This window comes from Mesorhizobium sp. RSR380A, from assembly GCF_054719385.1.
In genome coordinates this window covers 1,840,143-1,864,640 of record NZ_JBTTIB010000001.1, presented here as the reverse complement: position 1 = coordinate 1,864,640, position 24,498 = coordinate 1,840,143, and the positions used below count along the sequence as shown (strand labels likewise).

The 24,498-nt window shown below is 63.2% G+C and carries 26 protein-coding genes; 16 read left to right on the top strand and 10 right to left on the bottom strand.

Annotated features, from left to right (window positions below; genetic code table 11):
• Positions 1-80: 80 nt before the first annotated feature.
• The 4 genes from ACYG9Z_RS08980 to ACYG9Z_RS08965 all read left to right on the top strand — a co-directional run bounded on the left by ACYG9Z_RS08980 (position 81) and on the right by ACYG9Z_RS08965 (position 4,775).
• The gene (locus ACYG9Z_RS08980; protein WP_023683136.1) at positions 81-1,151 is read left to right on the top strand and encodes a sugar ABC transporter substrate-binding protein; all 1,071 of its coding nucleotides are present in this window, start codon (positions 81-83) and stop codon (positions 1,149-1,151) included.
• Positions 1,152-1,253: 102 nt separating this feature from the next.
• A complete protein-coding gene (locus ACYG9Z_RS08975) occupies positions 1,254-2,294 on the top strand; it encodes an ABC transporter permease (protein ID WP_245274364.1) in 1,041 nt (346 codons plus the stop codon).
• Between the two features lie 5 nt (positions 2,295-2,299).
• Complete coding sequence (locus ACYG9Z_RS08970) at positions 2,300-3,802, top strand: sugar ABC transporter ATP-binding protein (protein WP_023751371.1); 1,503 nt, start codon at positions 2,300-2,302, stop codon at positions 3,800-3,802.
• A 4-nt stretch (positions 3,803-3,806) separates the two neighbouring features.
• Positions 3,807-4,775: an ABC transporter permease gene (locus tag ACYG9Z_RS08965; RefSeq protein ID WP_023751370.1), complete on the top strand. Its 969-nt coding sequence runs from the start codon at positions 3,807-3,809 to the stop codon at positions 4,773-4,775.
• A gap of 74 nt (positions 4,776-4,849) precedes the next feature.
• Here ACYG9Z_RS08965 and gloA read toward each other — a convergent pair whose 3' ends face one another.
• Positions 4,850-5,260, bottom strand: coding sequence for a lactoylglutathione lyase (gene gloA / locus ACYG9Z_RS08960; protein WP_019856614.1), 411 nt, complete (start codon positions 5,258-5,260; stop codon positions 4,850-4,852).
• Positions 5,261-5,417: 157 nt separating this feature from the next.
• Between gloA and ACYG9Z_RS08955 the strand changes: the two genes are divergently transcribed.
• Positions 5,418-6,860 (top strand): FAD-binding oxidoreductase, encoded by a 1,443-nt coding sequence (locus ACYG9Z_RS08955; RefSeq protein WP_023714084.1) that lies wholly within the window; start codon positions 5,418-5,420, stop codon positions 6,858-6,860.
• 3 nt (positions 6,861-6,863) lie between these two features.
• A complete protein-coding gene (locus ACYG9Z_RS08950; protein WP_023714083.1) occupies positions 6,864-7,658 on the top strand; it encodes a FadR/GntR family transcriptional regulator in 795 nt (264 codons plus the stop codon).
• Between the two features lie 322 nt (positions 7,659-7,980).
• Here the strand turns inward: ACYG9Z_RS08950 and ACYG9Z_RS08945 are convergent, their stop codons facing one another.
• Complete coding sequence (locus ACYG9Z_RS08945; protein WP_031192922.1) at positions 7,981-8,865, bottom strand: AraC family transcriptional regulator; 885 nt, start codon at positions 8,863-8,865, stop codon at positions 7,981-7,983.
• Between the two features lie 745 nt (positions 8,866-9,610).
• Here ACYG9Z_RS08945 and ACYG9Z_RS08940 point away from each other — a divergent pair.
• Both ACYG9Z_RS08940 and ACYG9Z_RS08935 read left to right on the top strand, forming a co-directional pair.
• Positions 9,611-10,432, top strand: coding sequence for a HipA family kinase (locus ACYG9Z_RS08940; RefSeq protein WP_156931487.1), 822 nt, complete (start codon positions 9,611-9,613; stop codon positions 10,430-10,432).
• Positions 10,429-11,223 carry a DUF3037 domain-containing protein gene (locus ACYG9Z_RS08935; protein WP_023735078.1) on the top strand — a complete coding sequence of 265 codons (795 nt, stop codon included), beginning with the start codon at positions 10,429-10,431 and terminating at the stop codon, positions 11,221-11,223. The genes ACYG9Z_RS08940 and ACYG9Z_RS08935 overlap by 4 nt, the downstream gene beginning before the upstream one ends.
• Positions 11,224-11,383: 160 nt before the next feature.
• Here the strand turns inward: ACYG9Z_RS08935 and ACYG9Z_RS08930 are convergent, their stop codons facing one another.
• Positions 11,384-12,397: an NAD(P)-dependent oxidoreductase gene (locus ACYG9Z_RS08930; protein ID WP_280790512.1), complete on the bottom strand. Its 1,014-nt coding sequence runs from the start codon at positions 12,395-12,397 to the stop codon at positions 11,384-11,386.
• Positions 12,398-12,399: 2 nt separating this feature from the next.
• Between ACYG9Z_RS08930 and ACYG9Z_RS08925 the strand changes: the two genes are divergently transcribed.
• From ACYG9Z_RS08925 to ACYG9Z_RS08915, 3 genes are all read left to right on the top strand, one after another.
• Positions 12,400-13,140: a FadR/GntR family transcriptional regulator gene (locus tag ACYG9Z_RS08925; RefSeq protein ID WP_023710865.1), complete on the top strand. Its 741-nt coding sequence runs from the start codon at positions 12,400-12,402 to the stop codon at positions 13,138-13,140.
• Positions 13,141-13,384: 244 nt separating this feature from the next.
• Entirely contained in the window at positions 13,385-14,371 is a 987-nt protein-coding gene (locus ACYG9Z_RS08920; protein ID WP_023751368.1) for an aldo/keto reductase, read from the top strand.
• A 208-nt stretch (positions 14,372-14,579) separates the two neighbouring features.
• Positions 14,580-15,728, top strand: coding sequence for an extracellular catalytic domain type 1 short-chain-length polyhydroxyalkanoate depolymerase (locus tag ACYG9Z_RS08915; RefSeq protein WP_023714077.1), 1,149 nt, complete (start codon positions 14,580-14,582; stop codon positions 15,726-15,728).
• Between the two features lie 53 nt (positions 15,729-15,781).
• Here the strand turns inward: ACYG9Z_RS08915 and ACYG9Z_RS08910 are convergent, their stop codons facing one another.
• The 4 genes from ACYG9Z_RS08910 to ACYG9Z_RS08895 all read right to left on the bottom strand — a co-directional run bounded on the left by ACYG9Z_RS08910 (position 15,782) and on the right by ACYG9Z_RS08895 (position 18,553).
• Positions 15,782-16,402, bottom strand: coding sequence for a hypothetical protein (locus tag ACYG9Z_RS08910; RefSeq protein ID WP_023714076.1), 621 nt, complete (start codon positions 16,400-16,402; stop codon positions 15,782-15,784).
• Between the two features lie 179 nt (positions 16,403-16,581).
• The gene (locus ACYG9Z_RS08905; RefSeq protein ID WP_460223154.1) at positions 16,582-17,187 is read right to left on the bottom strand and encodes a general stress protein; all 606 of its coding nucleotides are present in this window, start codon (positions 17,185-17,187) and stop codon (positions 16,582-16,584) included.
• Between the two features lie 31 nt (positions 17,188-17,218).
• Positions 17,219-17,971: a DUF4142 domain-containing protein gene (locus tag ACYG9Z_RS08900; RefSeq protein WP_023683154.1), complete on the bottom strand. Its 753-nt coding sequence runs from the start codon at positions 17,969-17,971 to the stop codon at positions 17,219-17,221.
• Positions 17,972-18,232: 261 nt separating this feature from the next.
• Positions 18,233-18,553: a hypothetical protein gene (locus ACYG9Z_RS08895; protein WP_156931485.1), complete on the bottom strand. Its 321-nt coding sequence runs from the start codon at positions 18,551-18,553 to the stop codon at positions 18,233-18,235.
• On the opposite strand from ACYG9Z_RS08895, the gene ACYG9Z_RS08890 reads away from it, so the two are divergent.
• The 5 genes from ACYG9Z_RS08890 to ACYG9Z_RS08870 all read left to right on the top strand — a co-directional run bounded on the left by ACYG9Z_RS08890 (position 18,552) and on the right by ACYG9Z_RS08870 (position 21,460).
• Positions 18,552-18,914 (top strand): hypothetical protein, encoded by a 363-nt coding sequence (locus ACYG9Z_RS08890; RefSeq protein WP_023683156.1) that lies wholly within the window; start codon positions 18,552-18,554, stop codon positions 18,912-18,914. The genes ACYG9Z_RS08895 and ACYG9Z_RS08890 overlap by 2 nt on opposite strands.
• A gap of 201 nt (positions 18,915-19,115) precedes the next feature.
• Positions 19,116-19,325, top strand: a complete 210-nt coding sequence (locus ACYG9Z_RS08885; RefSeq protein ID WP_023671091.1) for a hypothetical protein — start codon at positions 19,116-19,118, stop codon at positions 19,323-19,325.
• Between the two features lie 59 nt (positions 19,326-19,384).
• The gene (locus tag ACYG9Z_RS08880; RefSeq protein WP_023726509.1) at positions 19,385-19,654 is read left to right on the top strand and encodes a PilZ domain-containing protein; all 270 of its coding nucleotides are present in this window, start codon (positions 19,385-19,387) and stop codon (positions 19,652-19,654) included.
• 167 nt (positions 19,655-19,821) lie between these two features.
• Positions 19,822-20,370 (top strand): dihydrofolate reductase family protein, encoded by a 549-nt coding sequence (locus tag ACYG9Z_RS08875; RefSeq protein WP_023683158.1) that lies wholly within the window; start codon positions 19,822-19,824, stop codon positions 20,368-20,370.
• Between the two features lie 655 nt (positions 20,371-21,025).
• Positions 21,026-21,460: a hypothetical protein gene (locus tag ACYG9Z_RS08870; RefSeq protein ID WP_023671095.1), complete on the top strand. Its 435-nt coding sequence runs from the start codon at positions 21,026-21,028 to the stop codon at positions 21,458-21,460.
• A 408-nt stretch (positions 21,461-21,868) separates the two neighbouring features.
• Here the strand turns inward: ACYG9Z_RS08870 and ACYG9Z_RS08865 are convergent, their stop codons facing one another.
• Genes ACYG9Z_RS08865 through ACYG9Z_RS08855 form a run of 3 tightly spaced genes read right to left on the bottom strand, consistent with a single transcriptional unit; the run spans position 21,869 to position 24,467 of the window.
• Positions 21,869-22,681 (bottom strand): SDR family NAD(P)-dependent oxidoreductase, encoded by an 813-nt coding sequence (locus ACYG9Z_RS08865; protein WP_023751367.1) that lies wholly within the window; start codon positions 22,679-22,681, stop codon positions 21,869-21,871.
• Positions 22,678-23,673 carry a sugar phosphate isomerase/epimerase family protein gene (locus ACYG9Z_RS08860; RefSeq protein WP_023751366.1) on the bottom strand — a complete coding sequence of 332 codons (996 nt, stop codon included), beginning with the start codon at positions 23,671-23,673 and terminating at the stop codon, positions 22,678-22,680. Before ACYG9Z_RS08860 ends, ACYG9Z_RS08865 begins: the two co-directional genes overlap by 4 nt.
• A gap of 26 nt (positions 23,674-23,699) precedes the next feature.
• Positions 23,700-24,467: an SDR family NAD(P)-dependent oxidoreductase gene (locus tag ACYG9Z_RS08855; RefSeq protein ID WP_023740891.1), complete on the bottom strand. Its 768-nt coding sequence runs from the start codon at positions 24,465-24,467 to the stop codon at positions 23,700-23,702.
• Positions 24,468-24,498: the final 31 nt, after the last annotated feature.

The window sequence follows — 24,498 nt, the reverse complement described above, 5'->3', positions numbered from 1 at the left end:
GATCCTCACCAGGAGGTCCCGGCCGCGCTCCCTGCGCAAGATGCCGGGCGGAACAGAATTCAATCGGGAGGTTTCGAGGTATGAACGACACGAAGAATTTTGCGGTCAACCGGCGCACGCTGATGATGGGCGCCACCGCCGGCGTGGCGGCACTCGCCATGCCGAGCGTGCTGCGCGCGCAGGACAAGCCGACGCTGGTGACGTCGATCCGCTCGCTGTCCAACCCCTATCACGCGGTGTGGAAGACCGGCGCGGAAGCGTATGCCAAATGGGCCGGGCTGGAACACGTCACGCTGGTTTCGGAAGGCAACAGCGAGAAGGGCATTGCCGACATCAAGGCGATGCTGGCCAAGACCGGCGGCAACATGGTGCTGAATTCCGATCCCAACGACACGCCCGATGCGCGCCCGATCGTCGAGGCCTGCGCCAAGGCCGGCGCCTATGTGGTGACGCAGTGGAACAAGCCGGGGGATCTGCACCCGAAGGATTTCAACCCGAACTATGTCTCGCATATCGAGTTCGACGGCATCGACAGCGGCAAGACCATCGCCGAGATCCTGTTCAAGACCATTGGCGGCAAGGGCGGCATCGTCGCACTCGGCGGCCTGATCTCGACCACGGCGGCGATCGAACGCAAGAAGGGCCTCGATGCGGCGCTTGCCGCCAACCCAGACATCAAGCTGCTCGATTTCCAGGTCGCCAACTGGAAGTCGACCGAAGCCTTCGACCTGATGGGCAATCTGCTCACCCGCTTCGGCGACGACATCAAGGGCATCTGGGCGGCCAATGACGATATGGGCTCCGGCGCACTGGAAGCGCTGCGTGCCGAAAATCTCGCCGGCAAGGTGCCGATCGTCGGCGTCGACGGCATCAAGACGGCGGTCGATGCGGTGCGCACCGGCGAGTTCGCCTGCACGGTCACTTCGGATCCGTTCTGGCAGGGCGGCATGGGTCTAGCCATCGGCTACAACGCCAAGATCGGCAAGTTCGACCCGACCAAGGAGCCCCCGGAGCACCGCGAGTTCTACGGCAAGGCGGTGCTGATCTCGCACGACAATGTCGAGGAATATTACAAGACCAATGTCGATGCGAAGCCCGAGATCGACTGGAACGATCTGTGGGGCCGGGTCACCGGAGCAATCCGCACCTGATCCATCGGAGTGGGCTGCAACTCCCTGGCGGCCCGCTTCCTCCCGCAGCCGTCGCGATCCCCTTGTCGCGACGGCTGTCACCCGCAGACGGGAAGCGGTTTCTTGACAATCCATACAGAACCCCTGAAGTCCGTTTCGGACATCGAGCGGACGACGCCCATGACACCGTTCCCCGGCCGCATCGCGACATTCCTGGGCGGCAGGCGCTGGCGCAGCCTGGCGCCGCTGGCGGTGCTGATTGTACTCTGCGTACTCATCGCCATTGCCAATCCCAATTTCATCGAGCTGCGCAATCTGGTGCGGCTTGCGAATTCCGCCGCCGTGCCGCTGACGCTGGCGATGGGGCTGACCTTCATCATCCTGATGGGCAGCATCGACCTCGCAGTCGAAGGCACGCTTTCGGTGGCGGCAATGGTGCTTGTGCTGCTCGCCGCCAATGACGGCAACGGCAACGACTATGGCTGGTGGGCGGTGCTCGCTGCCATCGCCGCCGGCACCGCCATGGGCTTCGTCAGCGGTCTCGTCCAGACCATGCTGCGCATCCCGTCCTTCATGGGCACGCTCGGCATGTGGTTCATCGGCCTCGGCCTGTCGGTCTATATGCTGGGCGGCACGGCCATCAAGCTGAACGACGCCTCGATCCGCGACCTGGCCTTGCACCGTTTCCTCGGCCTGCCGGTGGCGGTCTGGGTCGCGTTCGGCGCCTTCCTGCTCGCCACCGTCATCCAGTATCACACCAAGCTCGGCCGCCACATATTGGCGATCGGCGGCGACGAGGATGTCGCCAAGCTCTCGGGCGTGAATGTCGTGCGCGTGCGCATCACCGCTTTTGCGCTGGCCGGTTTCTTCTTCGGCATTTCCGGTGTGCTGGCCGCAGCACAGCTCGGCCAGTCGCACGCCGTGATCGGTGACGGCAGGCTGTTTGCAGCGGTCACCGCAGTGGTCGTCGGCGGCACCGCTTTGACCGGCGGCGAGGGCGGCGTCGTCAACACGCTGATCGGTGTGCTGATCGTCACCGTGCTTGCCAATGGCATGATCCTGCTCGGCATCTCGCCCTACATCCAGCAGACGGTGCAGGGGCTGATGATCATCGCCGCGGTGGCGCTGTCGCTCGACCGCGTCCGCCTGAAAATCGTCAAGTGAGCGCCATGCTGCAGGCGTCCAACATCATCAAGAATTTCCCCGGCGTCCAGGCGCTGCGCGACGTCTCCATCGAAGTGCAGCCCAACGAGGTGGTCGGGCTGATCGGCGAGAACGGCGCCGGCAAGTCGACGCTGATGCGGGTGCTGGCCGGCGGCTACCGGCCGGATGGCGGCTCGCTCACGCTGGATGGCGAACAGCTGCGCATGCGCAACGCCCGTGATGCGGCCAGGCATGGCATCGGCATGGTGTTCCAGGAGCAGTCGCTGGTGCTGAACCTGACGGTTGCCGAAAACATCTATCTCGGCGAAGAGGACCGCTTCACCCGCTTCGGCCTCGTCAATTGGCGCGCCATGAACGCGGCGGCGCGGCGGCAACTGGCCAAGATCGGCATCGACATCGACGTCACCGCGCGCACCTCCGAACTCACCTTCGCCGCACGCCAGATGGTCGAGCTCGCCAAGGCGCTGACCTTGGAGGAAGTGGTCGAGCGGCAGTTGCTCATCCTGCTCGACGAGCCGACCTCGGTGCTCAACGCCGCTGATATCGAGGTGCTGTTCGCGCGGGTGCGCTCGCTTAAATCCCGCGCCAGTTTTGTGTTCGTCTCGCACCGCCTCGACGAGGTGCTCAACATCTCCGACCGTGTCTACACGATGAAGGACGGCGCGGTCGTCGCCGAGCACCGCGCAGCTGAAGTCACCGCGCCGGAGCTGCACGAGATCATGGTCGGGCGCGGCTTGCAGGCCGAATATTACCGCGAGGCCCGCCAGCTCGCGCCGCGCGATATCGTGATGGTCGAGGCCAAGGGGCTTGGCGCCAACGGTTACTATCACGGCGTCGATCTCTCGATCCGGGCCGGCGAGATTGTCGGCATTGCCGGCGTCGTCGGCTCCGGCCGCGAGGAGGTGACGCGCACCGTTGGCGGCTTCGTCCAGCATGATGCCGGCGAGATGAAAATCGCCGGCGATGCCGTGCGCTTCTCCTCGCCGGAGCCGGCTGTGCGCAAGGGCATCGGCTATGTCCCGCGCGAGCGCCGGCTCGAAGGGCTGGTGATGTTCCTGTCGATCGCGGAGAACATTTCGCTGGCCGATCTCTCCAGCGTCATGCGCCATGGCGCCATCGATTATGGCAAGGAGCGCCGGCTTGCCGCCGACTGGATCAAGCGGCTGCGCATCAAGGCGCCCGGTCCCGATGCCGCCTGCCGCAAACTCAGCGGCGGCAACCAGCAGAAGGTGGTGCTGGCGCGCTGGATGACGGCGGGCTCGCGCATCCTGGTGCTCGACCATCCGACGCGCGGGCTTGATGTCGGCGCCAAGGAAGAGGTCTACGAGCTGGTGCGCGACCTCTCCGCGCAAGGCGTGGCGATTCTTTTGATTTCCGACACGCTGGAGGAAACGATCGGCCTGTCGCACCAGGTGCTGGTGATGCGCGACGGTGCAATCACCGCGCGCTTCGATGCCAGTCCGGGCAACAAGCCGAACCAGGTCGATCTTCTCAGGGCAATGGTGTGAACCGATGAATGAGGCGTTCTCCATCAGGCAGGTTTTCGAAGGCAAGTGGACGCAAGGCGCCATTCCGCTGATCCTGCTGGTCGGCCTGCTGCTGATCATCGAGATCGCCGCGCCCGGCTTCCTCACCGGCGAAACCGTGGCGCTTTTGTTTGCCAACACCGCCGTGCTGTTCATCCTGGCGACCGGCGTCACCTTCGCCATCCTGCTTGGCGGCATTGATTTGTCGATCCAGGCGGTGGCATCGCTGGCCAGCGTCATCCTGGCGCAATTGCTGCCTTCGCTCGGCCTTGCCGCCTTCCCGGTGGCGATCCTGTCGGGGCTCGCCTTCGGCGTGTTGAGCGGCGTCGTCCACGTCAAGCTGCGCGTGCCGTCCTTCGTCGCGACGCTCGCCACCGGCGGCGTCGTCACCGGCTTGGCGCTCTGGGTCTCCAATGGCCGCGCCATCACCATCGAGGAGGCTGGTCGCGAAAACACCGCCTGGATCAACGCCACTGTCGCTGGCATTCCCGTGGTGGTGCTGATTTCGGCGGTGATCGGCATCGCCGCCTTTCTGGCGCTGCGCTACACGCGCTTCGGCCGCCAGGCGATCGCGGTCGGCGCCGGCGAGCCGGCGGCGTGGGCCGCGGGCATCAATGTCGACCGCACCAAGATCATCGCCTTTGCCGCGTCGGGTATGCTCGCGGCCATCGCCGGCATCGTGCTGGCAGCCAGGCTGTCGAGCGGTTCGCCGGTGCTGGCCAACCAGCTGCTGCTGCCGGCCATCGCCGCCGTCATAGTCGGCGGCACGGCGATCACCGGCGGGCTCGGCGGCGTTGCCCGCACGGCGGTCGGCGCGCTGATCATCTCGATCGTGCGCATCGGCATGACCTTTGTCGGCGTCAACATTTTCCTGGAAAATATGGTGTTCGGCGCGGTGCTGATCGCTGCCGTCGCCATTACCATCGACCGCAGCAAGATCGCGGTCATCAAGTGATCCCGCCTCCCAGGCAAGCGCGGACAGGACGGGACCGCATCGGCGCGAGGCCGATGCGGTCCGGCCCGATCGGATCACATTGTGTCGAGGCCGATCAGCTCGATCTTGTAGCCGTCGGGGTCTTCGACGAAAGCGATGTGGGTGGTGCCGTGCTGCATCGGGCCGGGCTTGCGCGGGATCTTGGCGCCGCGCTTTTCCAGTTCGGCGCAGACGGCGTAGATGTCGTTGACGCCGAGCGCCAGATGGCCGAAGCCGGTGCCGATCTCGTAGGGCTCCTCGCGGCCCCAGTTCAGCGTCAGCTCGACGACGGCTTCCTTGTCCTCGGGGCCGTAGCCGACAAAGGCGTTGGTGAACTTGCCGCCGGGGTAGTCGTCGCGGCGCAGCAGGGTCATGCCGAGCACCTCGGTGTAGAAGGCGATCGACTTGTCAAGGTCGAGCACCCTGATCATGGTGTGCATATAGCGAAAGCCCGGGGCGTCGCTCATTGGGGAAGTCCTCCGAATTCTGTGATTTGCGGGTCTGATCATCCACATCGCACGCTTGGCGGCAAGCCTCGCTTGATGTTCTCAATCAGGGTTGTATGATAACACGACAACGTCGGTATTTGTCCAGTCGTTTTGCCGAGGGGCCTAGAGCCAATCCATGAATGCCGTCCTGCCAACCTCCGCATCGCAGATCGCAGCCCTGGCCGGCCTGCTGCCGAATGGCGGGCTGCTGACCGAGGAAGTGGATCTGGCGCGCTACAGCCGCGATTGGTCGGGCGATCATTTCGGCCGGCCGCTGGCCGTGGCGCGGCCCTCTTCGGTGGAGGAGATGTCGGCGCTGATGCGGTTCTGCCATGCCGAGCGCATTCCGGTGGTGCCGCAAGGCGGCCTGACCGGGCTCGTGGGCGCCGCAGTGGCGGCGGATGGCGGCGAGATCGTCATCTCGCTGGAGCGCATGAACCGTATCCGTTCGATCAGCCCGATCGACTTTGCCATGGTGGTCGAGGCTGGCTGCATCCTCGAGGATGCCAAGCGCGAGGCTGAAGCGAGCGACTGCCTGCTGCCGATCACCTTCGGCGCGCAGGGCAGCTGCCGCATCGGCGGCAATGTCGCCACCAATGCCGGCGGCTTCAACGTCCTGCGCTACGGGATGACGCGGGATCTGGTGCTTGGCCTCGAAGTGGTGCTGGCCGACGGCCGCATCTGGAACGGGCTGAAAGTGCTGCGCAAGGACAATCGCGGCTATGATCTGAAGCAGATCTTCATCGGCTCGGAGGGCACGCTGGGCATCGTCACCGCGGCGGCGCTGAAACTATTCCCCAAGCCGACGCAGATCGAAACCGCGCTGCTTGGCCTGCGCTCCGTCGAGGACGCGATGGCACTCTATGCAAGGGCGCGGCGCGATTGCAGCGATTTGCTCACCGCCTTCGAACTGATCCTGCGCGGCGGCATCGAGATCACCATGCGCGAAGGCCAGGATTTTCCCGATCCGCTCAGCCAGCCCTATCCCGTCTATGTGCTGATCGAGGTGTCCTCCGGCGGGCTGATCGACCTCTCCAACATGCTGCTGGGGTTTCTCGGCAGCGTCGAGGACATCGTCGAGGACGGCGTCATCGCTTCGACGCGGGCGCAAGCCGAGCGGCTGTGGCTTTATCGCGAGATCATGGTCGAGCGGCAGGGCAGGGGAGGCCGCTACCTGCGCACCGATGTGTCGGTGCCGATCTCCAGGCTTGCCGATTTCGTCACCGATGCGCTGGCCGCCTTGGAGAAAGCCCGGCCCGACGCGCTGGCCGTCACCTACGGCCATGTCGGCGACGGCAACATCCACCTCAACGTCGTGCCGCCGGAAGGCATGGGCACCGAGGCGATGGAACATCTGTTCGAGCAGGCGGAAGCCGAGATCTTCACCGTCGTCGATCGCTATGGCGGCTCTATCAGCGCCGAGCACGGCATCGGCCGGGTCAAGCAGAAGGCGTTCCTCGAACGCATCGATCCGGTGACGCTCAACCTCGCCGCCGGCATCAAGGACGCATTCGACCCGCGCCACATTCTCAGCAACGGCCGCATTCTGGCGTCCGCACCCGCCGTCGACTATAGGTGAGCGATGACGCTGAAACTCGACAAGGTCAATCGCGGCCCACACCTCTCCACTCTGGTGGCCAGTTCCATCTCGCGCGAGATCGCGCAAGGCCGGCTGAAGCCGGGTGACCAGCTGCCGACCGAGGCGGCGCTGGCAACCACTTTCGGGGTCAGCCGCAACGTGGTGCGCGAGGCGATCGCGCGGCTGCGCTCGGAAGGCCGAATCTGGTCGCAGCAGGGGCGCGGCGCCTTCGTGGTCGAGAGCAACAACCCGACGGTGCTGACCATCGACCATGAGACGCTGCAGCGCGCCGACTCGTTTCGCAATCTGTTCGAACTGCGTGGCATCCTCGAAGTGCAGGCGGCGGCCCTTGCCGCAAAACGGCGCAGCGACGCCGATCTCAAAGCCATGGGCGATGCGCTGTCCGGCATGCGCGCCGCCCCCTATGGCAGCGTCGCCTGGCTGCGCAGCGACCTCGAATTCCACCGCACCGTCGCCGAGGCGACGCGGAATTCCTACATGGGCCAATTCCTGGTCTTCGTGTCCGAGCGGGTGCGCGAAAGCATTCTCGCCGCCGGCAACCAGCAAAAGTCGGACGACATGGCCCGCATCACGCTCGGCGAACATGAGCGCATCCTGAGAGCGATCCGTGCCGGCGACGCCGAAGGGGCGCAAGCCGCGATGCGCGACCATCTGGCGGGCGCGGCGCTGCGGGTGGGGTTGCATGAGGGGGAAGCTGCGGAGAAAGCGCCGGGGCCCGAGGCAGCGTCTCCGGTACGGCATTCGCGGTTGCGGAAGGCTGTGCGCGGGCAGGCTTAGGGATAGCCTCGCCTTGTCCGCGCGCTGGGCCAATCGCCTATGGCGGCGCTGACCCCCACTCCGTCTCGGCTTCGCCGAGCCACCTTGCCGGGGCGAGCCACGGGTCTCGCCCGTCCTTCGGACCCCCCATTTCATGGGGGATGAGGAAATGCCAATCTCCGAGATCGCAGCCCTTCAAAAGCTTGGGTTTCCTCTCCCCCACGAATGTGGGGGTAGAGGTGGCTCGGCGAAGCCGAGACGGAGTGGGGAGCGCCATATCAGATTTCACTCGGTCGTCGGCTCAACCAGCTCAGGGCCGGAGATAGGCCGCCACCCCACCGCGCTATTTCAGCGGCAGAAACAGCTCAAGCACCACCTCGCGCACCGGTCCATTCGACGAAAAGTGTCGCTGGCAATAGATCGGAAAGTCGCGCGCCTCCTCGCCGCTGGCCGGAAGCCATTCGCGGTAGAGGTAGAGCGCTGCCGGCTCGAGATTGTTGGTGTTGCCGGGGTAGCGCAGCACCGCGCAGCGTCCGCCGGGGATCACGCCGGCCTTCATCTGCGCGCCCTCGATCGGCCCATCCTCTACCGGCAGCTCGGTTCCGGCGCAGATGTCCATGCTGTAGTCGGCCGGGTTCGCCGGCTCCCTTTCGGAACGGAAGATGTTGAAGGTCGAGCTTGTCTCGGGCGAGAGGCCGGCCGCCTTTCGCCAGGCGATGAAGCGCTGGATGGTGTCAGGAAGCGTCGCCCGATCGCCGCGATGCTCCAGGATCGCCACCGGCGTGGGCGGCACATCCCGGATCATCACGTCGCCGGGTTCAAGAATTATCTGCATGAGCGTGGTCCTTGCTTTGTCGAGCGGCCCGAAGGCCATGAGCCACGCCCCCCAGTCGGGAGACTTCCGGAACGACGAAGGCGATTGTCCGAACCGCTGCCGAAAAGCGCGGGCGAAGGCATCCGGTGCGTCGTAGCCGGCATCCATCGCTATGTCGGTGACGCTGTGGGCGTCGCTCTCGGCCAACCGGTACGAAGCGCGTTTCAGGCGGGCGAGCTGGACATAGCGATGCACGGACACCCCGAAGGTGGACGTGAACTGCCGGTGAAAATGGAATTTCGAGAACGCCGCAACGCCGCTCAACGCTTCCAGGCCCAGATCGTCGTCGAGATGCTGGTCGATATGATCCAGCACCCGCCGCATCCGGGCATGGTAGTTTTCAAGTGGCGTCATCAAACGTCTCGTCCTGCGTGGCGACACCAGATAGGCGCGTCAGGGCATTTCGCGCTCGACCGATATTGCGGTTTGACACGGATGGATGGCTGTTCGCTAGGCGGGTGCTTGGAGGTGCGCCAGGTCTGCTCGAGAGCGATGCGGCTGCGGAGTCGGCATCACGGGCGCGAGGGGCAGCGTCTCCGCTGCGCATTCGAGATTGCGGAAGGCTGTGCGCGGGCGGGCTGACGGTCGAATTTCCGCCTTTGAATGTCCGGCGTTGAATGCCATATTCGTCGGATGGAAATGGATGCCTGCGAAATGAAGGTAGTCGATGGTTGGTCGTACCTCACGATCGACCAAGCGCTTGGTCTAAATCCCAAAATTCCGAAGCGTTGCCCAGAGTGCCATGGCGCTGTCCGTGCACACCGCGAAAGCAACAATGGGATGCGCGCTCATTTCGAACACATCGACGGCCATGATGGATGCTCACTGAAACCGCGAACCTTCTCAGGCAAACGGTCCATGCATCCTCACGCATTATCATGACCGATAAGCACCCGCACTGGCGACAGGTGAGACTGAGGATAAGAAGCTACTCGCCATACGCAACGCGCCGAAGCAGCTATCATAGACGCGACTGGCCAATGCCTGACCTATCAACAAACTAACCAAAACAAAGCAGTATGTTATACTTCGTGTACCCAAGACTCGATTCCGTTCGGGATGCGATGTATGCAATCCGAATTGGGATGGGTGGAGCATCATGGCTCTTGCATGTGGGGCGGTATGTCAGCCGGCGGAGGTGCGTCGGGAAATAGAGTCGTTTGGTTCAAGCACCAGCCCGATCCGGGTGGACACAGATTCAGGCGAGGGATTTCTCAAATCGATGGGAAATCCGATGGGTTCTGCGATACTTGTGTCGGAATTGGTGTCTGGAGAATTGGCTTCTTGGCTTGGCCTCAAGGTGCCGCCGTTTGCCATAGTCCACGACTGTCAAATAGACCTGACTATGGAAAGGAATGGGGCGCGCATGGTGCCGCCCATGTTCTTTTCACGCGCCGTTGATGGAACCCCACACGACGGAGGAGACACTTTTTTGTCTCGTCTCCGAGAGCCTGGTGACGTGGCGTTGCTGGTTGTTTTCGATACGTGGGTCCGCAATTGGGACCGGTTTTTTGATGGACAAGACAACGCCGACAACCTACTTTATGTGAAGGCTGAGGGGCGTCGTAAATACGATCTTGTGCCCATCGATCATTCAAGCTGTTTTATTGGGAATGACGTTGATTTTCCTATGGGGCCGGCCCCTGAGGCATGGGTCCTAGACCCAAATGTATATGGTAAGTTTCCGGCCTTCGATCCATATATCGACGCGAAGTCAGTCAAGCGCGCCGTCGAGAAGCTGTCTCAATTAAAGCGCGATTTCGTGGTTGAAGTCGTTAATTCTATTCCTGCACAATGGGGCTTTGGCCCCAACGCCGCGCTCTCGCTGGTCGATTTGATTTGTGAGCGCGGCCAATATGTGGTGAACACGATCTCAGGGCGATTGGTGGATGAACCGGAAATCCCGGGGTTGGTAAAATGATCCGAGAGTCACAAGGCTATTTTTCGCTCGTTCAATACTCAGAGTTCCCGGAGCGGGCTGAGTTTGTGAACATTGGCGTCATTGTGTTCGCTCATGCTTCGGTTTTTGTGAAGTTTAGCCATAGCCCGCGCCGCGCCGAGCAGGCGTTCAAAATCCATCTCGGTAACCATTTTCAGCACCTGAAAGAATCGATGGAAGGTCGATTGCGGTATGAATTTGGTAACGGCTGGGACAGGGAAAAGATCGAGAAATTTATAGGGCTCAGGTCTGGGAAGGTTCGCCTGTCCCCGGTTCGATCTGTGTTGGTTAAAGACCCCGAGAAGCTTGTCAGCGAACTGTTCGAAAAGCTGGTTGGTGAGGTACCCAGCTCGCCGCGCGGCCAAAGGCTGTCGACAAAACTGGCGCAAGCTTTTCGTTCTAATGGCGTCGAAGACTTCCTCGTGAAGCCTGACCCCGTCCATCTTTCCGGAGGCGTAAAGATCGAGGTTCCCTTTGCCTATCAGAATGGAGCCTTCAATCTGATTGACGCCGTGTCGCTTGCGGGTGACCCGGATAAGGCGCTCAACCGCGTCAGCCCGCATATGATAGAAGGCGAACTTCTTTACCAAGAAACCGCCCTTGATCGACCTGCTCGCTTAGTGGTGGTCGGGGACGATGCGCAGGCACAGGATGCGGAATTCGTAAACATGATTGCGGAGCAAATGGACCGCCACCATGTCCGATTCTATACCCTAAATGAGATCGAGCCGTTGGTTAGGGACATTCGCCAGAATTACGTCCTCCATCGCTAGTTCCGCGTTCGACGCCTTGCAATTTGTCAATCGCGGTTTCAAACCCCTTTCGCCTTCATATGCTTTAAGCTTCCGGGCGGCTCCGTTGAGCCGCTCGGATTTCACGCCAAGGGCTACAGGATGTAGGGACCGTTGGCTTGCGCCCGAATCCACCCGTTTTCTATTGGCCCGGTGATGTCGCCTCCACCAGCGACACCCCGTTCAACCCCGCAACAATATCCGACAGCGCCGGCACGAATTTCTCGCCGTGGCCGGTGGTGACCGCCGTGGCAAAGCCATTGCGCACCGCAGCGCCGATCGGGTTGGCCACGCCGGCTGATTGCGCGAAGGAGGCGAGGTAGGTCATGTCTTTCAGCGCGTTGACGATTGCGAAGCGTTGGGCGTTTTCGTTGCGGTTGAGGATGAAATCGAAGAAGGCCTGGTAGAAGCCGCAATCCATGCGGCTGCCGGAGATGACGCTGTTGAAGACCTGCGGCGTCAGGCCGGCTTTGGCGCCCAGCGTCAGCGCTTCGGAATAGATGGCGGAATAGCCCATCGAGACGAAATTGTTGAGCAGCTTCATGGTGTGGCCGCTGCCGGTCGGGCCGGTGGGAACGACGCGCGCGGCAAAGGCTTCGAGCACCGGGCGTGCGCGGGCGACCACTTCGGCCGCACCGCCGACCATGACGTCGAGTTTGCCTTCGGCGGCTTCCTTGGGCGTGCGCGCCAGCGGCGCGTCGATCAGCGTCATGCCCTGCTCCGCGAGGTCGGCGGCAAGCGCTGTCGTCGATGACGGGTTGGAGGTCGAGCAGTCGATGATCAGCAGCGGCGTCTTGGCCGAGGCCAGTCCGTCCGGGCCCTTGACCAGTGCCTCGACCTCGCGCGAGCCGGTGACGCACAGGATGACGATGTCGCAGGCAGCGGCGAGGTCGCGCGGGCTGGCCGCTTCAGTGGCACCGGCCGCAATCAGCCGGTCGGCTGCGGTGCGGCTGCGGTGGACATGCACCGTCAGCGGCCAGCCTTTGCGCAGCAGATTGTCGGCCATGCCGGCGCCCATGCTGCCCAGGCCGATGAAGCCGATGCGTTCTTTCATGCAATCCTCCCATGGCTCGTGCCAGCGGGCCGAACTTTCGTCACCTTGCGGCGGGCACCCGTCGATGCAATTCTTTGAACAAGAATCGAACCGGAGTGCCACCGATGGCGGAGCCCATGACTTTCGACGCCATACCGCAGGCGCCCAACCTGCGGACGGGTCTGGTCAACACGCTGATTGCGCAGATCGAATCCGGTGACCTTGCGCCGGGGCAGCGGCTGCCGACCGAGCAGGAGATTGTTGCTGCCACAGGCGTCAGCCGCACCGTGGTGCGCGAGGCGCTGGCGGCGCTGCGTGCGCGCGGGCTGATTACCACGCGCCAGGGGCTCGGCGCCTTCGTCGCCAAGGATCCGCCGCCGAAGACGTTTTCCGTGCTGCCCGACGATCTCGAATCGATCGACGAGGTGCTGCGCGTGCTCGAACTGCGCATGGGCATCGAGGTCGAAGCGACCGGCCTTGCCGCCGAGCGGCGCAGCGAGGCGGCGCTCCAGCAGATGAGCGCGCGGCTCGATGCGCTGGAAGCGGCGGTGCGTGCCGGCGGCTCCGGCTCGGAAGAGGATTTCGGCTTCCACCGCGCCATTCTCGCTGCGACGCAGAACCCGAATTTCACCCGGTTGTTCGACACGTTCGGCAGCGCCATGGTCCCGCGCCATTGGACGCGGCTCGACCGGATGACGGAGGCTGAGCGGGAAAAATATCTCGACCGCATGCAGCGCGAGCATCGCGCCATTCTCGGGGCAATCGAAGCCAGGGACGTCAATGCCGCGCGGCGCGCCATGCGCAGCCATCTGACCAAAAGCTATGCCCGCTTCGAGGATCTGCGCAACAAGGCTGTTCACGATTAGGGGGCCAACCACGGTTGACGGACTGCTCATCCGGCGACCCCGCCGAGATAGAGTTCGTGCATCAGCGAAATGTTCCTCCCGGCTCCCACTGTTGCAGTCTTACCCCGTTGTCATACAACCCTGTAATCTGGTAAATCCAGGGAAGAGGGATGTCAATCGCGTTGCCATGCGGTATGAGGCTCCCGGAAAAATCGCAATCATGGAGCCGGCATTGCCGGCGAAGCCGCAAATCAGGAACAGCGAGATGCATTCACGGAAATTTGGCCGTACCGGCAGATCAGTCAGCGAGATCGGCTTCGGCGCGTGGGCGATCGGCGCCGCCTGGGGCGAGGTCAATGATGACGATGCGGTCGCAGCCCTGCATGCCGCGCTCGATGCCGGCGTCAGCTTCCTCGACACCGCCGACGTCTATGGCGACGGCCGTTCGGAAAAGCTGATCGCACGGGTGATTAAGGAACGCGGTGGCGCGCGCCCGTTCATCGCCACAAAGGCCGGACGGCGGCTGCCGAAGCAGACCGTCGAAGGCTACAGCGTCGAGAACCTCAACGGCTGGATCGACCGCAGCCTGAAATACCTCGAGACCGACACGCTCGACCTGGTGCAGCTGCATTGCCCGCCGACCGATCTTTACTACCACCCGGAGGTGTTCGAGCGTCTCGACCGTTTGGTGGAGCAGGGCAAGATCCGCAATTACGGCGTCAGCGTCGAGCGTGTCGAAGAGGCGCTGAAGGCGATGCAATATCCCGGCGTCGTCAGCGTGCAGATCATCTTCAACGCCTTCCGCCAGCGCCCGGCCGAGCTGTTCTTCGACCAGGCGAAAAAGAACGATGTCGCCGTCATCGCCCGCGTGCCGCTGGCCAGCGGCCTGTTGTCCGGCAAGTTCAGGGCGGACACCAAGTTCGAGACCACCGACCATCGCCTGTTCAACCGCAATGGCGAAGCCTTCGATGTCGGCGAGACGTTTTCGGGCGTGCCCTTTGACGTCGGGCTGGCGGCGGTCGAGAAGGTGCGGCCGCTGGTGTCAGGCGACACCACCATGGCGAAATTCGCGCTGCGCTGGATCCTGATGTTCAACGCGGTGACGGTTGTCATCCCCGGCGCCCGCAATCCGACGCAGGCGGTTTCCAATGCGGAAGCGGCTGAGCTTGCGCCGTTATCCTCCGAGTTGATGGCCAAGGTGAAGGCGGTCTACGATGAGCACATCAAGCCCTACGTGCATCAGCGCTGGTGAGCCAGCGCCTGCCGCCCTCGACCGGCTGACTGACCAGAGGTCAGCCGGGGCAAAATTGCGCTCGTCGTTACAAGCTGTGCAGCGGATCCTTTGATCCACCGGTCATTTAATCGGCCGTGCCGCTTGTTATTGTGCAGTGCAGCAGCGATATTGCTGCGTGTGCGTTGTGTGCACGAGTCTGCCCATTCCGGCGCGCAAGGATACCGATTTGCGAGACATATCCGATACGATCGCCCGGCTGAGCGCGATGCGCCGCCGGCCAGCCGGTGCAGGGCTGAGCAAGGACGACCACCTGTCCGAGATGACAGGGTTCGGGTCCAATCCCGGCGCCTTCCGCGCGCGGTTTTATCTCCCTGAAAACCTGCCGAAGGAGGCAGCGCTGGTCGTGGTGCTGCATGGCTGTACCCAGACTGCCGCCGCGTACGACCATGGTTCCGGCTGGACCGAACTTGCCGACGAGCAGGGTTTTGCCGTGCTTTTCCCCGAGCAGCAGCGCGCCAACAACGCCAATCTTTGCTTCAACTGGTTCGTGCCAGGCGATATAAGCCGCGACAGCGGCGAGGCGCTGTCCATCCGCCAGATGATCGAGGCGGCCGTGGTCACTCACGGTCTCGACCGCAAGCGGATATTCGTCACCGGCCTTTCCGCTGGCGGCGCCATGGCGGCGGTGATGTTGGCGACCTACCCGGACGTGTTTGCCGGTGGCGCGATCATTGCCGGGCTTGCCTATGGCAGCGCCTCGACCATCCCCGAAGCCTTCGACCGCATGCGTGGCCATGGCGGACCGTCCAGATCCGAGCTGCAGCGTCTGTTGCGGGAGGCCTCGCCGCACAAGGGGCCGTGGCCGAGGATTTCGGTCTGGCAGGGCTCGGCCGATACGACCGTGGTGCCTTCCAATGCCGACGCGGTGCTGGCGCAATGGCAGGGCGTGCACGGCCTCGCTCAAGCACCGACACGCACGGAAAAGGTCGACGGTCAGAGCCGAAAAGTCTGGTCCGATGGCAAAGGCCGCGACGTGGTCGAGGCATACAGCATTGCCGGCATGGGCCATGGCACACCATTGCAGGCGAGCGGCGACAATGCTCTCGGCAAAGCAGGGCCGTTCATGTTGGATGTCGGGATTTCCTCGACGCGCCACATCGCCCGTTTCTGGGGGCTGACGAAGCCAGAGGTACGACGCACGGCGAAAGCCGAGGCCGCTTCAGGCACTGCATTGCAGCCTTTCTCGCCGAAGGAAAAACCGCGAGCCGTCCGTGTCGATCCGGCCCCGGAGCCTGTCAATCCGCCAGGCGGTCCGGCGGGCGGGATTACCAAGGTCATCGAGGACGCGCTGCGGGCAGCGGGATTGATGCGCTGAGGCTGAGGCTCGCCCCGCACACGCCCAAAATACAAGGGCAAGCGCCAGCATCATTATCGCAGCAGGCCTTCGTCCTCGAACGCATCCCAGCCCTTCAATCCGGGCGCCGGGCCGTCCGTGTCCCGGGCCTTCCTCGCAGTGCGAGCCTGGTCGGTGCCCTTTCCCGCGCGCGTCAACGCGGCCTTGCCCGCGCCGCGCCGCCTGTTCTCGGCGACTTCCTGGACATCCTGCTCTCTCCACACGGTTGCCAGATCGCGGTCCAGGACGTCCTCGATGTGGCGTGGGTCGAAAACGTGGAAGGTGACAGACTTTGATCGCCCACGCATCTTGACCGTGCGTGTGCCGGTGCTTTGCAGCCGACCGTCCTTGAGCCATTTGTGGCGCTCGCGCGAAGAGATCGTAAGGATATCCTCGACCTCGCGTGGAAGCACAGGCAGCGCCTCCACTCCCTCCAGTGTTTTGGAGATACTGGCAGAGGCGGCCTTGAACGCTTCCGCTTCGGATCTCGACATTCGCAATGCGATGCGCCCCGTCTCGGCCTTGACGTGCTTCCTGACTGCCCATGGCAGGCGGGCTCTGACTTCACGTTCGATCCCCTTGGAGCGCACGGCGGACCCGAGTGTCGCTGACGGCGACAACGGCCATTCGGCAATCAGTTGCGGGGACGGGCTCATGCCTTCCTGGGGCTGGTTTCGCTGGCTCGATGCTAACACGGCAAGAGCCGGTCAAGCCAAGGCAACAGCGAAAAGGGGCAGGTCCGAAGAGAACCGCCCCTTATGGCCGAATTTGAACGCCGCTTGCTGCGCCGACAGCACCTTCGGCCCCGCCGCCGTGCGGCGACGGGGCTCGATGATCAGAGTGGGCTGGCGTTGCGCGTTTTGTCGCGCTCGGCCTCGATGTCGGTGTAGGGGTCGGCATTGGCATCGAAGCCGGTCCAGCCACCGGCTTCATAGGCGCGTCGGCGGTCTTGCAGATCGACCGAGTTGGATTCGCCAAGAATACGCTCGGCCTCGTCGGCGAGTTCGTCACTGACCCTGGCGGTCACCATCGTGCCACCGCGGCGAACGCCCTCCGCATAGACATGCGCATCCCTTTCGGGGACGCCTAACTCGGTCAGCGCCCCGACGATGCCGCCGGCAGCGCCACCGACGACCGCGCCGCCAACGGCGCCGACCGCGGTGGCGGCCAGCCATCCTGCGGCCACGACCGGACCGACGCCCGGAATGGCCATGATGCCGAGCCCTGTCAGAAGCCCGCCGGCGCCGCCAATGACGGCTCCGAGACCGGCGCCGCCGGCTGCATCCTCGGCGGCGTTGGAGGTGTCGCCATCGTCGTACCAGTCGTCCGAATTGTTGGCGACGATGCTGATGTCGGCCTGCGGCACGCCGATTGCCTCCAGTTCGCCGACGGCATCGGAGGCATCATCGTAGTTGTCGAAAAGTCCTGTTACGGTTTTCATGGTCTTGATCTCCTCGATCTGGTTCAGAGGTTCAGTTGGCGCCGGCAACGACGTTGCCCTGATAATCGAGCGCCACGGTCGTGGTCTTGCCATCCTTGGTGGCCTGACCGCGCCAGATGCCCTGGTCGTCTTTGGTCAGCTTGGACACGCCGGAGAAGCCGGCATCCTGAATGCGGCTCTTCGCCTGATCCTCGGTGAAGCTGTTGGCACCCGGGACCGGGGCGGCCGGATTGGTGGTTTCGGTCGTGCTCACGGCCGGGGTGGTGGAGCTGGTGGTCGACGATGCATTGTCGGTGGAAGCGATCTTCTCGACCATTTCCTGATGCATTTTGAGCGTCGGCAAGGTCTCGGAGGCGAAGGTCTTCAACTGCGCGTTGTCGCCGTCCTTGGCATAGCTCTCGAACAGCGTGACCGCCTCCGAATGCGCATCGCGCTGCATCTGGACATAGGGCTTGTCGACGGCATCGTTGGCATTCTGCAGAGCCTCCAGATCGGCCTTGTGCTTGGCGTCCAGCTCCGTCGGCACTTTCAGCTTCTGTTCGCCGGCGATGGTCGCAAGCTTGGCGTTGGCGGCGCCGTGATCGTCGATCATCTTCTTGGCGAAATCCTTGACGCCTTGATCCTGGGCCTTGCCTTCTGCGATCTTGCTGGAGTCCACTTCGAACAGGCCGCCGATGGCAGCCTTGTCGACAAAGTCCTGAGCACTGTCGGCGGCGAAGGCGGGCAGGGCGAAGACCATGGCTGTGGCGGTGGCCAGCGAAGCTAGAAGAACACGTGTTTTCATGGACAGAGATCCTCGTTGGGGCACACATCGTGCTGTGAGCCTAACCAGTGCGGCCAAGCTTTGTTCCGCCGCCCAAGCGTTATAACCGGGAGGGCCGATGCCGCGATGATGGCCCCTCATCCTCGGCTTTTGCGCCTTTGCGATGTCGACGCGTGGCGCGGACGGCGACCCGCTCGATGGGCGCCTTGCAAGTCCATCGCAAAGGGAAACGAGGCCTTCGCCGCCCGCAAATGAACACCGCCCGCGGTGGCCTATCGAGGTTCAGCGATCGTTGCGTTCGAGGCGGCGCGCAACCTCTGTTTGTGCGACCTGCAGCAGCGTGTCTATTTCGAACATCGCCGCCGCATGGCCGCCGTCGCGAATGACACGGCGGGCGCGGTGGAGCAGGTCGGAGACCGTCCGCAGCGTTTCAGTATGGCTCGATCGATTCGACAAATGCGTGCCCTCCATCAGCCACAACCGTTGGATCGGGAGAGTGTTCCCAAAGTTGGCGGCCGGCCCGGCGAATGACCGTGACGGCAGGCAGCGGAACCATCCTTGTCCGTTGGCCGTTCCCCCTGCCTCAACGAAAGGAACAGCCATGGCCGAGAACGACACCCCGAAGGACACCCCGAAGGACACCCCGAAGATTTCCGCCCGAGATGCCCAGGAGGCCCTGGAGAAGCAGGTCGCATCGCTGAAGCGCGAGATCAGCAAGATCAACCGGACGCTTGCCGAGCGCGCAGAAGATGCCGTTGGCGAAGCCGGCGGCTGGTATGGCAGCGCGACCGAGCGCGCGGCACGGGCAACGCAGCAGCTGAGATCGCAGGCGCAGACGGTGTCCGAAGCCGTCCAGCAAAATCCCGGCACCATCAGCAGCGCTTTCGTGCTTGGCGGCATTGCCGGGTTGTTGATCGGCATGCTGCTCGGGCAAAGCCACGAACGCGACCGAAGCTGGTTCTAGCGGCGTATCTTATGACTATTGCGCCCGCCGGCTTTGCTGGCGGGCTTTGTATGGACGCCAGATCACTGTGGCTTTGAGTGAAAAACTCCCCGCTCGGGTAAACGGGATTTGTGGTCGGCGCCGCCTGCGCGGCGCCCTCGACAGGTGAGTTGAGTTTCCCTGCCGCGGTCGTATGTTGTTGACCGCAGTGGAGGATCACAAATGCCCATTCGACGCAAAGCCACGGAGGCCGGCGTTTTGCAGCCATCCGAACTCGAGCTGTTGGGCCGTGTATTCGAGCAGCTTAAGCGCGACGGTCAGTCGCCCGAAGCACGCGACGCCATCGCATCCCGGATTATCGCGAACTATATGGCCGGCGTGGTCGACGAAGCCGAGCTCGTCAGTCTTTCGAGGCAACCGCTGGGCCGGTAGTGCGCTTTTCATTCCGGGTTCAGAAGAGTTTCAGGTCGTCAAATCAGAGGGATAAGGCAATGCCGGCTGACCCACCGATAGAGCGACGGTCGCATATCCGTGATCTTGTTCTGAAGGAAGCGACAATCCGCGTTGGCGACGCCAGTATCAATTGTCTGGTTTGCAACCAGCACGCTCACGGTGCGGAGCTGCGGGTGAAGGCCGATATCGCAATCCCCGACCGTTTCGTCCTTCACGTGCCTGTCGATCATACCAGCTATCGCGCCGTGGTGCGGTGGAGACGGAACGAGCGACTTGGGGTGCAGCTTGATTCGGGAAGGCAGGCGTAGAGGGCGATAGCCGGGATGCAGGGTTGATGGGACAAGGCAGGGCTCGTTTGCGGAACGAACGCTTCCTTCCATGCTGCTTGCGACTTGCAATCAGTTGCTATAGCGTCTGACTGCTTGCAAATTACAAGCGGTTAATCCGTGAGCCGACTTATGTGAAGGCGCTGCTTATGGCCAAACTTATCTCGGGAATGAACGTTTCCATCGATGGCTATGTCGATGACCTTGCCGGAAATCTGGTCATGGGCGCACCAAGCCAGAAGCACTTCGAGTACTGGATCGAGACGATTCGCAACCATGCCGGCGCTGTGTATGGCCGCCGGATGTACGAGGTCATGCGCTATTGGGACGATGATCGCGCGGAATGGGATGCTTCGCTTCGCCAGTTCGCGACACTCTGGCGCAAGCTGCCCAAATGGGTCGTTTCGCGCACACTTTCACGGGTCGGCCCGAACGCCACCCTCATCTCCGGCGATATTGAAACGCAGATTCGCGAGATCGCGGCCCGCACGGAGGGTATCCTGAGCGTTTCCGGTCCGGAACTGGCCGGTCTTATGACCGGGCTGGGCCTGATCGAGGAATATCACCTGCACGTGAGGCCGTTCGTGCTCGGCAAGGGCAAGCCTTTCTTCCACGAGGCAAGGCCTCCGCTGCAACTGGTGTCGAGCACATTGATCGATGACGATACGGTTCATATGATCTATGTGCCGCGAGGCTGAACGATAAGGCGCTTCAGCGCCAACATGCGAACCAACACGTACGCTCGCAGTGGGTCTGGTCCCTGCCTTCGCACCGAGGTCTCACATGTCAGCTTGCGTGCTGGGTACCCAAGCAGCAGAGGGTCTGCTGTCGGCCGAAAATCTGCCGGTCAGCAATGCGCCCCATGCCGGTCAAAGAGGCCTTGCCGCCGTTCCTCGCCCGAAGCGCCGCTTCGGTTGGTCCTTCAGTGACCTGGCGGCCCAAGGGCGTCGTCCTCCACCGCCCGACCCCGTCCGCAACTCATCGTTGCCGCCAGCGGCTCTGCTCCTGGCCTTCCCGCGATGACCGAGCGGGTAGTGAAACATCATGGTCAAGCCTGAAAAGCAAGGTCCAACCTAGCCGCCTTTCCAGGCCTGCGTCATCATCGTCCAGCAGTTCAGGATCCTGCGTGCGCCAGCCGGGTCCGTCGGGTCGGCCGGCCGCACAGTTTTTTTCATCCCGCTGGAACATTGGCGAAGGAATGCAGTTGGGGTCGCTGCAGATGCCGCCGCGTGGTGCCTGTGGGCGATTGGTGGCAACACCTGATCGGCCGCCGCTCCTTTACGAGGCGGCTTAGCGTGTGAGCCAATCCTGCAGCAAAGGCCTTGGGATTGGAACGACCAACAGGAGGCAGTCATGAAGCACCAGACACTCGATCAACTCCAGTCAGTCGCGGACATCAGTCCACTATCGCCGGCTCTGCTGGCTACAAGGACGCAACGGATAGAGCGGTGGGCGGAACTGCTCTATCGAAATCCGACGCGCTCCCTTGTGGCTCTCACCGGGACTGAGCATCTGCATCCCTCTGTCCGCGGAGAAGCGCGCGCGGTCGGATCGGCGATCAGTGTCGCCTTTGACGATCCACTGCTGCGTGCATCGGGCATGCAATCGGATACCTACGGGGAAGCCAGACGCTTCTTCGAACTCTCCGATTGGCAGTTGCATGAGATCGTCTGCAGTTGCCACACCGGCGCCACCATGCAGGCTGGCTGGGCCGCCGGACGTGTCCGCAGGGTCCTCAATGGGAGCAAGATATTGGCTTGGCTGAGAAAAGGATTCATGCCGCACTGAGACACAGCGCTTGCGCCTGAAGAAGCATGCAGGCTCCAGCAGAGATTGCGTCGGCTCCGCGAAGGCATGGCTGACCTCAATGGAGTAGGGCGGCCGAGTTGCTTGCGACTTCAGAAATGACGTTCACCATTGCTTAGTGGACCTCGTCAGGGTGATCGGCAATTTCGTGAATAGCGAGTACCAGCGCCAGTTTCGACCAACCGGTCGGCAGCGCCCGCGTGACCAAGCGGGGTTACTTATCCTCGGTGGGTCACATGTGCGCTTCGTCAGCGGTATAGCCTGCCAATCCCTCCACAGCCGTTTTGACGCTGCGAAAAGCTCGAGGCGTGAGGGGGCAATTTGACCCAGGAATCCCGACAACGGACCTTCCGCTTTCGGCCCCGAAATTGAAATTCGAGGCCCGCCCCATCACCCCGGAAAGATCGTAAACCCGCCATCGACGCGGAGCACCTGCCCATTGATAAACCGCGCCCGCGGGCCAGCCAGAAACGCCACCGCCTCGGCGATCTCTTCGGGCTCGGCATAGCGGTTCAGCGATTTCCTGCTCGAGTCCATGCGCTCGGGATCGACCACGCGGGTCGCCTGGAAACGTGCCGTCTTCGTGGCGCCTGGGCTGACCGCATTGATGCGCACGCCGTCGTCGATCAGTTCCTTGGCGAGACAGCGCGTGTAATGCACGACCGCGGCCTTCAAGGTGGAGTAAACGACCTCGGGCGAGCAGCCGAGATGTGCCGCCGCGGAGGCGATGTTGATGACGGAGCCGCCGCCGCGCTGCTTCATCGGCGGCACGAAGGCCTGGCAGACCAGCATCGTGCCGATCAGATTGTTCTCGGTGAGCACGCGGATGTCGTCCAGTTCGATGTCGAGGGCGTTGTTCGGGTTCGGCTTGCCGCCCTTGGCGCCGATGTCGCCGCCAGCGCAATTGACCAGCACATGGACGTCGCCGAGATCGGCCTCGATCCTGCGCTTCATCTCGGCCACCGCCTTCTGGTCGCCAATGTTGCCGGTCACCGACGTGACCTTCGTCCCATGCCGCTTCAGGCGCTCGACCACTTCGCCGAGATTGGCGAACTCGCCGTATTTGGCCGGCGCCGTTTCGTCCATGTCGTGGATCGCGACATTGGCGCCGAGTTCCGCCAGGCGCTCGGCCATCACGCGGCCGAGGCCGCGGCCGGAGCCGGTTACGAAGGCGGTCAATCCATCGAGTTCACGTGCCGTCATCGGATATTCTCCATCAAACCAAATTTGCGCATGTTGGCGGCGCTGCGCCGGATCATGTCGAGCTCATAGGAAACCAGTGAGACGTCGGCTTCGCGCTCCCAAGGCGTGCGGTAGTCGGCATCGTCGGGCAGCCGGTTGCGCTGCGCGGCCGCCAGGCAGGCGGCAAATTCGCGTGCCGTCTTCGGGGGATAGCCGCGCCACCAGTCGTCGCTGAGATAGCGGACATGCCGCGCCTCCAATGCGCCCGGTTCGAGGACGGCGGTCAGGCGATCATGGTGCTGGGCAAGAATTGCAAACAGCTCGGCGAACGGCACAGCACCGTCACCGATAGCGCAGCGGATCAGCCGGTAACCTTCGGTCGTGAACTGCACGCGGTAATCCTTGAGGTGGACATGGCGGACATAGGGGGCGATCACCTTCGTAAAATCGAGCGGCGCTTCGCCGACCGGGAACGTGTTGCCGGTGTCGAAGGTCACGCCCACACTGTCACCACCGAGGGCGCAGAAATCGACGAGTTCCCGGCTGGTAAAGTCCTGGTGGTTTTCGATCGCAAGGACATACCCTTCGGTATTCGCGCGGGGACCCCATTCCACCAATCGCCCCCGAATGATGCCGACGTACTCGCTCCATTTTGCGCCGGCGGCGTTGCGGTCGCCGCAGAGAACCGGCGTCAGCGCCGTCCGGATGATTTTGGCCTTGAGCAGGCGCGCGGCCCGAAACGCATCGTCGAGCGGTTCGCCCACCAGCAGGCCGCCGCTGACGACCGGCGTGATGCCAAGGCCGGCGAGCCGTTCGCGCAGCGCGATCACCGCGTCGTCGGAAAGCTCGCTCAGCCATGGCACCCAGATCTCCAGCACGCGCGCGCCGAGATCGGTCGCGAGCGCGATGAAACCTTCGAGCCCCGCAGGTCTAGGATTGGCGCGTGGCGTGCCGCGGCCCTGGAGGCCGAGATGATAGGTCAGGCCGTAGGGGTTCAGGCCGACCTCGAGCATGAAGCGATCCTTTGAGTCAGGTGTGGTCATCTCAGGCCGGCATCCACGGTGATCGACTGCTTGGTGATCATGCGGCTGTCGTCGGCGGCGAGGAACAGCACCGTGCGCGCGATCTCCTCGCCGAGCAGAACCTTGCGGATCACCTGGCGCTGCACGACCTGGTCGACCGAACCTTGGGTCTTGTACCAAAGCTCCCGCTGCCGGTCGGTGATGACGGCGCCCGGCTCGATGGCGTTGACGCGGATGTTGTCGGGGCCAAACGCCCGCGCCAGCGCGAAGGTCAGCCCGACCACCGCAGCCTTGGCCGCCGCATAGGGCGCCATCTCTGACGCGCCGAAACGCCAGGCGATCGAGGAAAAATTGACGATCGAACCAAAGCCCACTTCCTTCATGTGCGGATGCACGGCCTGAGCGGCAAAGAAGTGGTGCCTGAGGTTCACATCCTGGGCGTGGTCCCAATATTCCTGCGTCACGTCGGCGACGGAGAGGCGATTGTCATCGGCGGCGTTGTTGACCAGCACCGCGACAGGCCCTAGGCGGTCGCGCACCGTGCCGATCGCGGCCTGCAGCGCAGGGATATCGGTCACGTCGCAGCGCAGGAACAGGGGCGGATGCGCTGCCGTGGCGGCGAGGTCGCGGGCAAGCTGCTCGCCGGCCTCCTGCTGCAGATCAAGAAACGCCACTCGTGCGCCATTGGCGGCGAAGGCGCGGACCGTGTCGGCGCCGATGCCCGACGCACCGCCGGTGATCAGCACGACACGCTCGGACAGGCTCGGATAGGTGGCGAAGGACAAGGCGGAACTCTTTTCAGATCAAGCTTCGGTC

What these genes read in the sequence shown, in the direction of transcription:
- ACYG9Z_RS08980 (WP_023683136.1), top strand. Translation starts at nt 81, where the DNA reads ATGAACGACACGAAGAATTTTGCGGTCAACCGGCGCACGCTGATGATG.
- ACYG9Z_RS08970 (WP_023751371.1), top strand. Translation starts at nt 2,300, where the DNA reads ATGCTGCAGGCGTCCAACATCATCAAGAATTTCCCCGGCGTCCAGGCG.
- ACYG9Z_RS08965 (WP_023751370.1), top strand. Translation starts at nt 3,807, where the DNA reads ATGAATGAGGCGTTCTCCATCAGGCAGGTTTTCGAAGGCAAGTGGACG.
- gloA (WP_019856614.1), bottom strand. Translation starts at nt 5,260, where the DNA reads ATGAGCGACGCCCCGGGCTTTCGCTATATGCACACCATGATCAGGGTG.
- ACYG9Z_RS08955 (WP_023714084.1), top strand. Translation starts at nt 5,418, where the DNA reads ATGAATGCCGTCCTGCCAACCTCCGCATCGCAGATCGCAGCCCTGGCC.
- ACYG9Z_RS08950 (WP_023714083.1), top strand. Translation starts at nt 6,864, where the DNA reads ATGACGCTGAAACTCGACAAGGTCAATCGCGGCCCACACCTCTCCACT.
- ACYG9Z_RS08945 (WP_031192922.1), bottom strand. Translation starts at nt 8,865, where the DNA reads ATGACGCCACTTGAAAACTACCATGCCCGGATGCGGCGGGTGCTGGAT.
- ACYG9Z_RS08940 (WP_156931487.1), top strand. Translation starts at nt 9,611, where the DNA reads ATGGCTCTTGCATGTGGGGCGGTATGTCAGCCGGCGGAGGTGCGTCGG.
- ACYG9Z_RS08935 (WP_023735078.1), top strand. Translation starts at nt 10,429, where the DNA reads ATGATCCGAGAGTCACAAGGCTATTTTTCGCTCGTTCAATACTCAGAG.
- ACYG9Z_RS08925 (WP_023710865.1), top strand. Translation starts at nt 12,400, where the DNA reads ATGGCGGAGCCCATGACTTTCGACGCCATACCGCAGGCGCCCAACCTG.
- ACYG9Z_RS08920 (WP_023751368.1), top strand. Translation starts at nt 13,385, where the DNA reads ATGCATTCACGGAAATTTGGCCGTACCGGCAGATCAGTCAGCGAGATC.
- ACYG9Z_RS08910 (WP_023714076.1), bottom strand. Translation starts at nt 16,402, where the DNA reads ATGAGCCCGTCCCCGCAACTGATTGCCGAATGGCCGTTGTCGCCGTCA.
- ACYG9Z_RS08905 (WP_460223154.1), bottom strand. Translation starts at nt 17,187, where the DNA reads ATGAAAACCGTAACAGGACTTTTCGACAACTACGATGATGCCTCCGAT.
- ACYG9Z_RS08900 (WP_023683154.1), bottom strand. Translation starts at nt 17,971, where the DNA reads ATGAAAACACGTGTTCTTCTAGCTTCGCTGGCCACCGCCACAGCCATG.
- ACYG9Z_RS08890 (WP_023683156.1), top strand. Translation starts at nt 18,552, where the DNA reads ATGGCCGAGAACGACACCCCGAAGGACACCCCGAAGGACACCCCGAAG.
- ACYG9Z_RS08895 (WP_156931485.1), bottom strand. Translation starts at nt 18,553, where the DNA reads ATGGCTGTTCCTTTCGTTGAGGCAGGGGGAACGGCCAACGGACAAGGA.
- ACYG9Z_RS08885 (WP_023671091.1), top strand. Translation starts at nt 19,116, where the DNA reads ATGCCCATTCGACGCAAAGCCACGGAGGCCGGCGTTTTGCAGCCATCC.
- ACYG9Z_RS08880 (WP_023726509.1), top strand. Translation starts at nt 19,385, where the DNA reads ATGCCGGCTGACCCACCGATAGAGCGACGGTCGCATATCCGTGATCTT.
- ACYG9Z_RS08875 (WP_023683158.1), top strand. Translation starts at nt 19,822, where the DNA reads ATGGCCAAACTTATCTCGGGAATGAACGTTTCCATCGATGGCTATGTC.
- ACYG9Z_RS08870 (WP_023671095.1), top strand. Translation starts at nt 21,026, where the DNA reads ATGAAGCACCAGACACTCGATCAACTCCAGTCAGTCGCGGACATCAGT.
- ACYG9Z_RS08865 (WP_023751367.1), bottom strand. Translation starts at nt 22,681, where the DNA reads ATGACGGCACGTGAACTCGATGGATTGACCGCCTTCGTAACCGGCTCC.
- ACYG9Z_RS08860 (WP_023751366.1), bottom strand. Translation starts at nt 23,673, where the DNA reads ATGCTCGAGGTCGGCCTGAACCCCTACGGCCTGACCTATCATCTCGGC.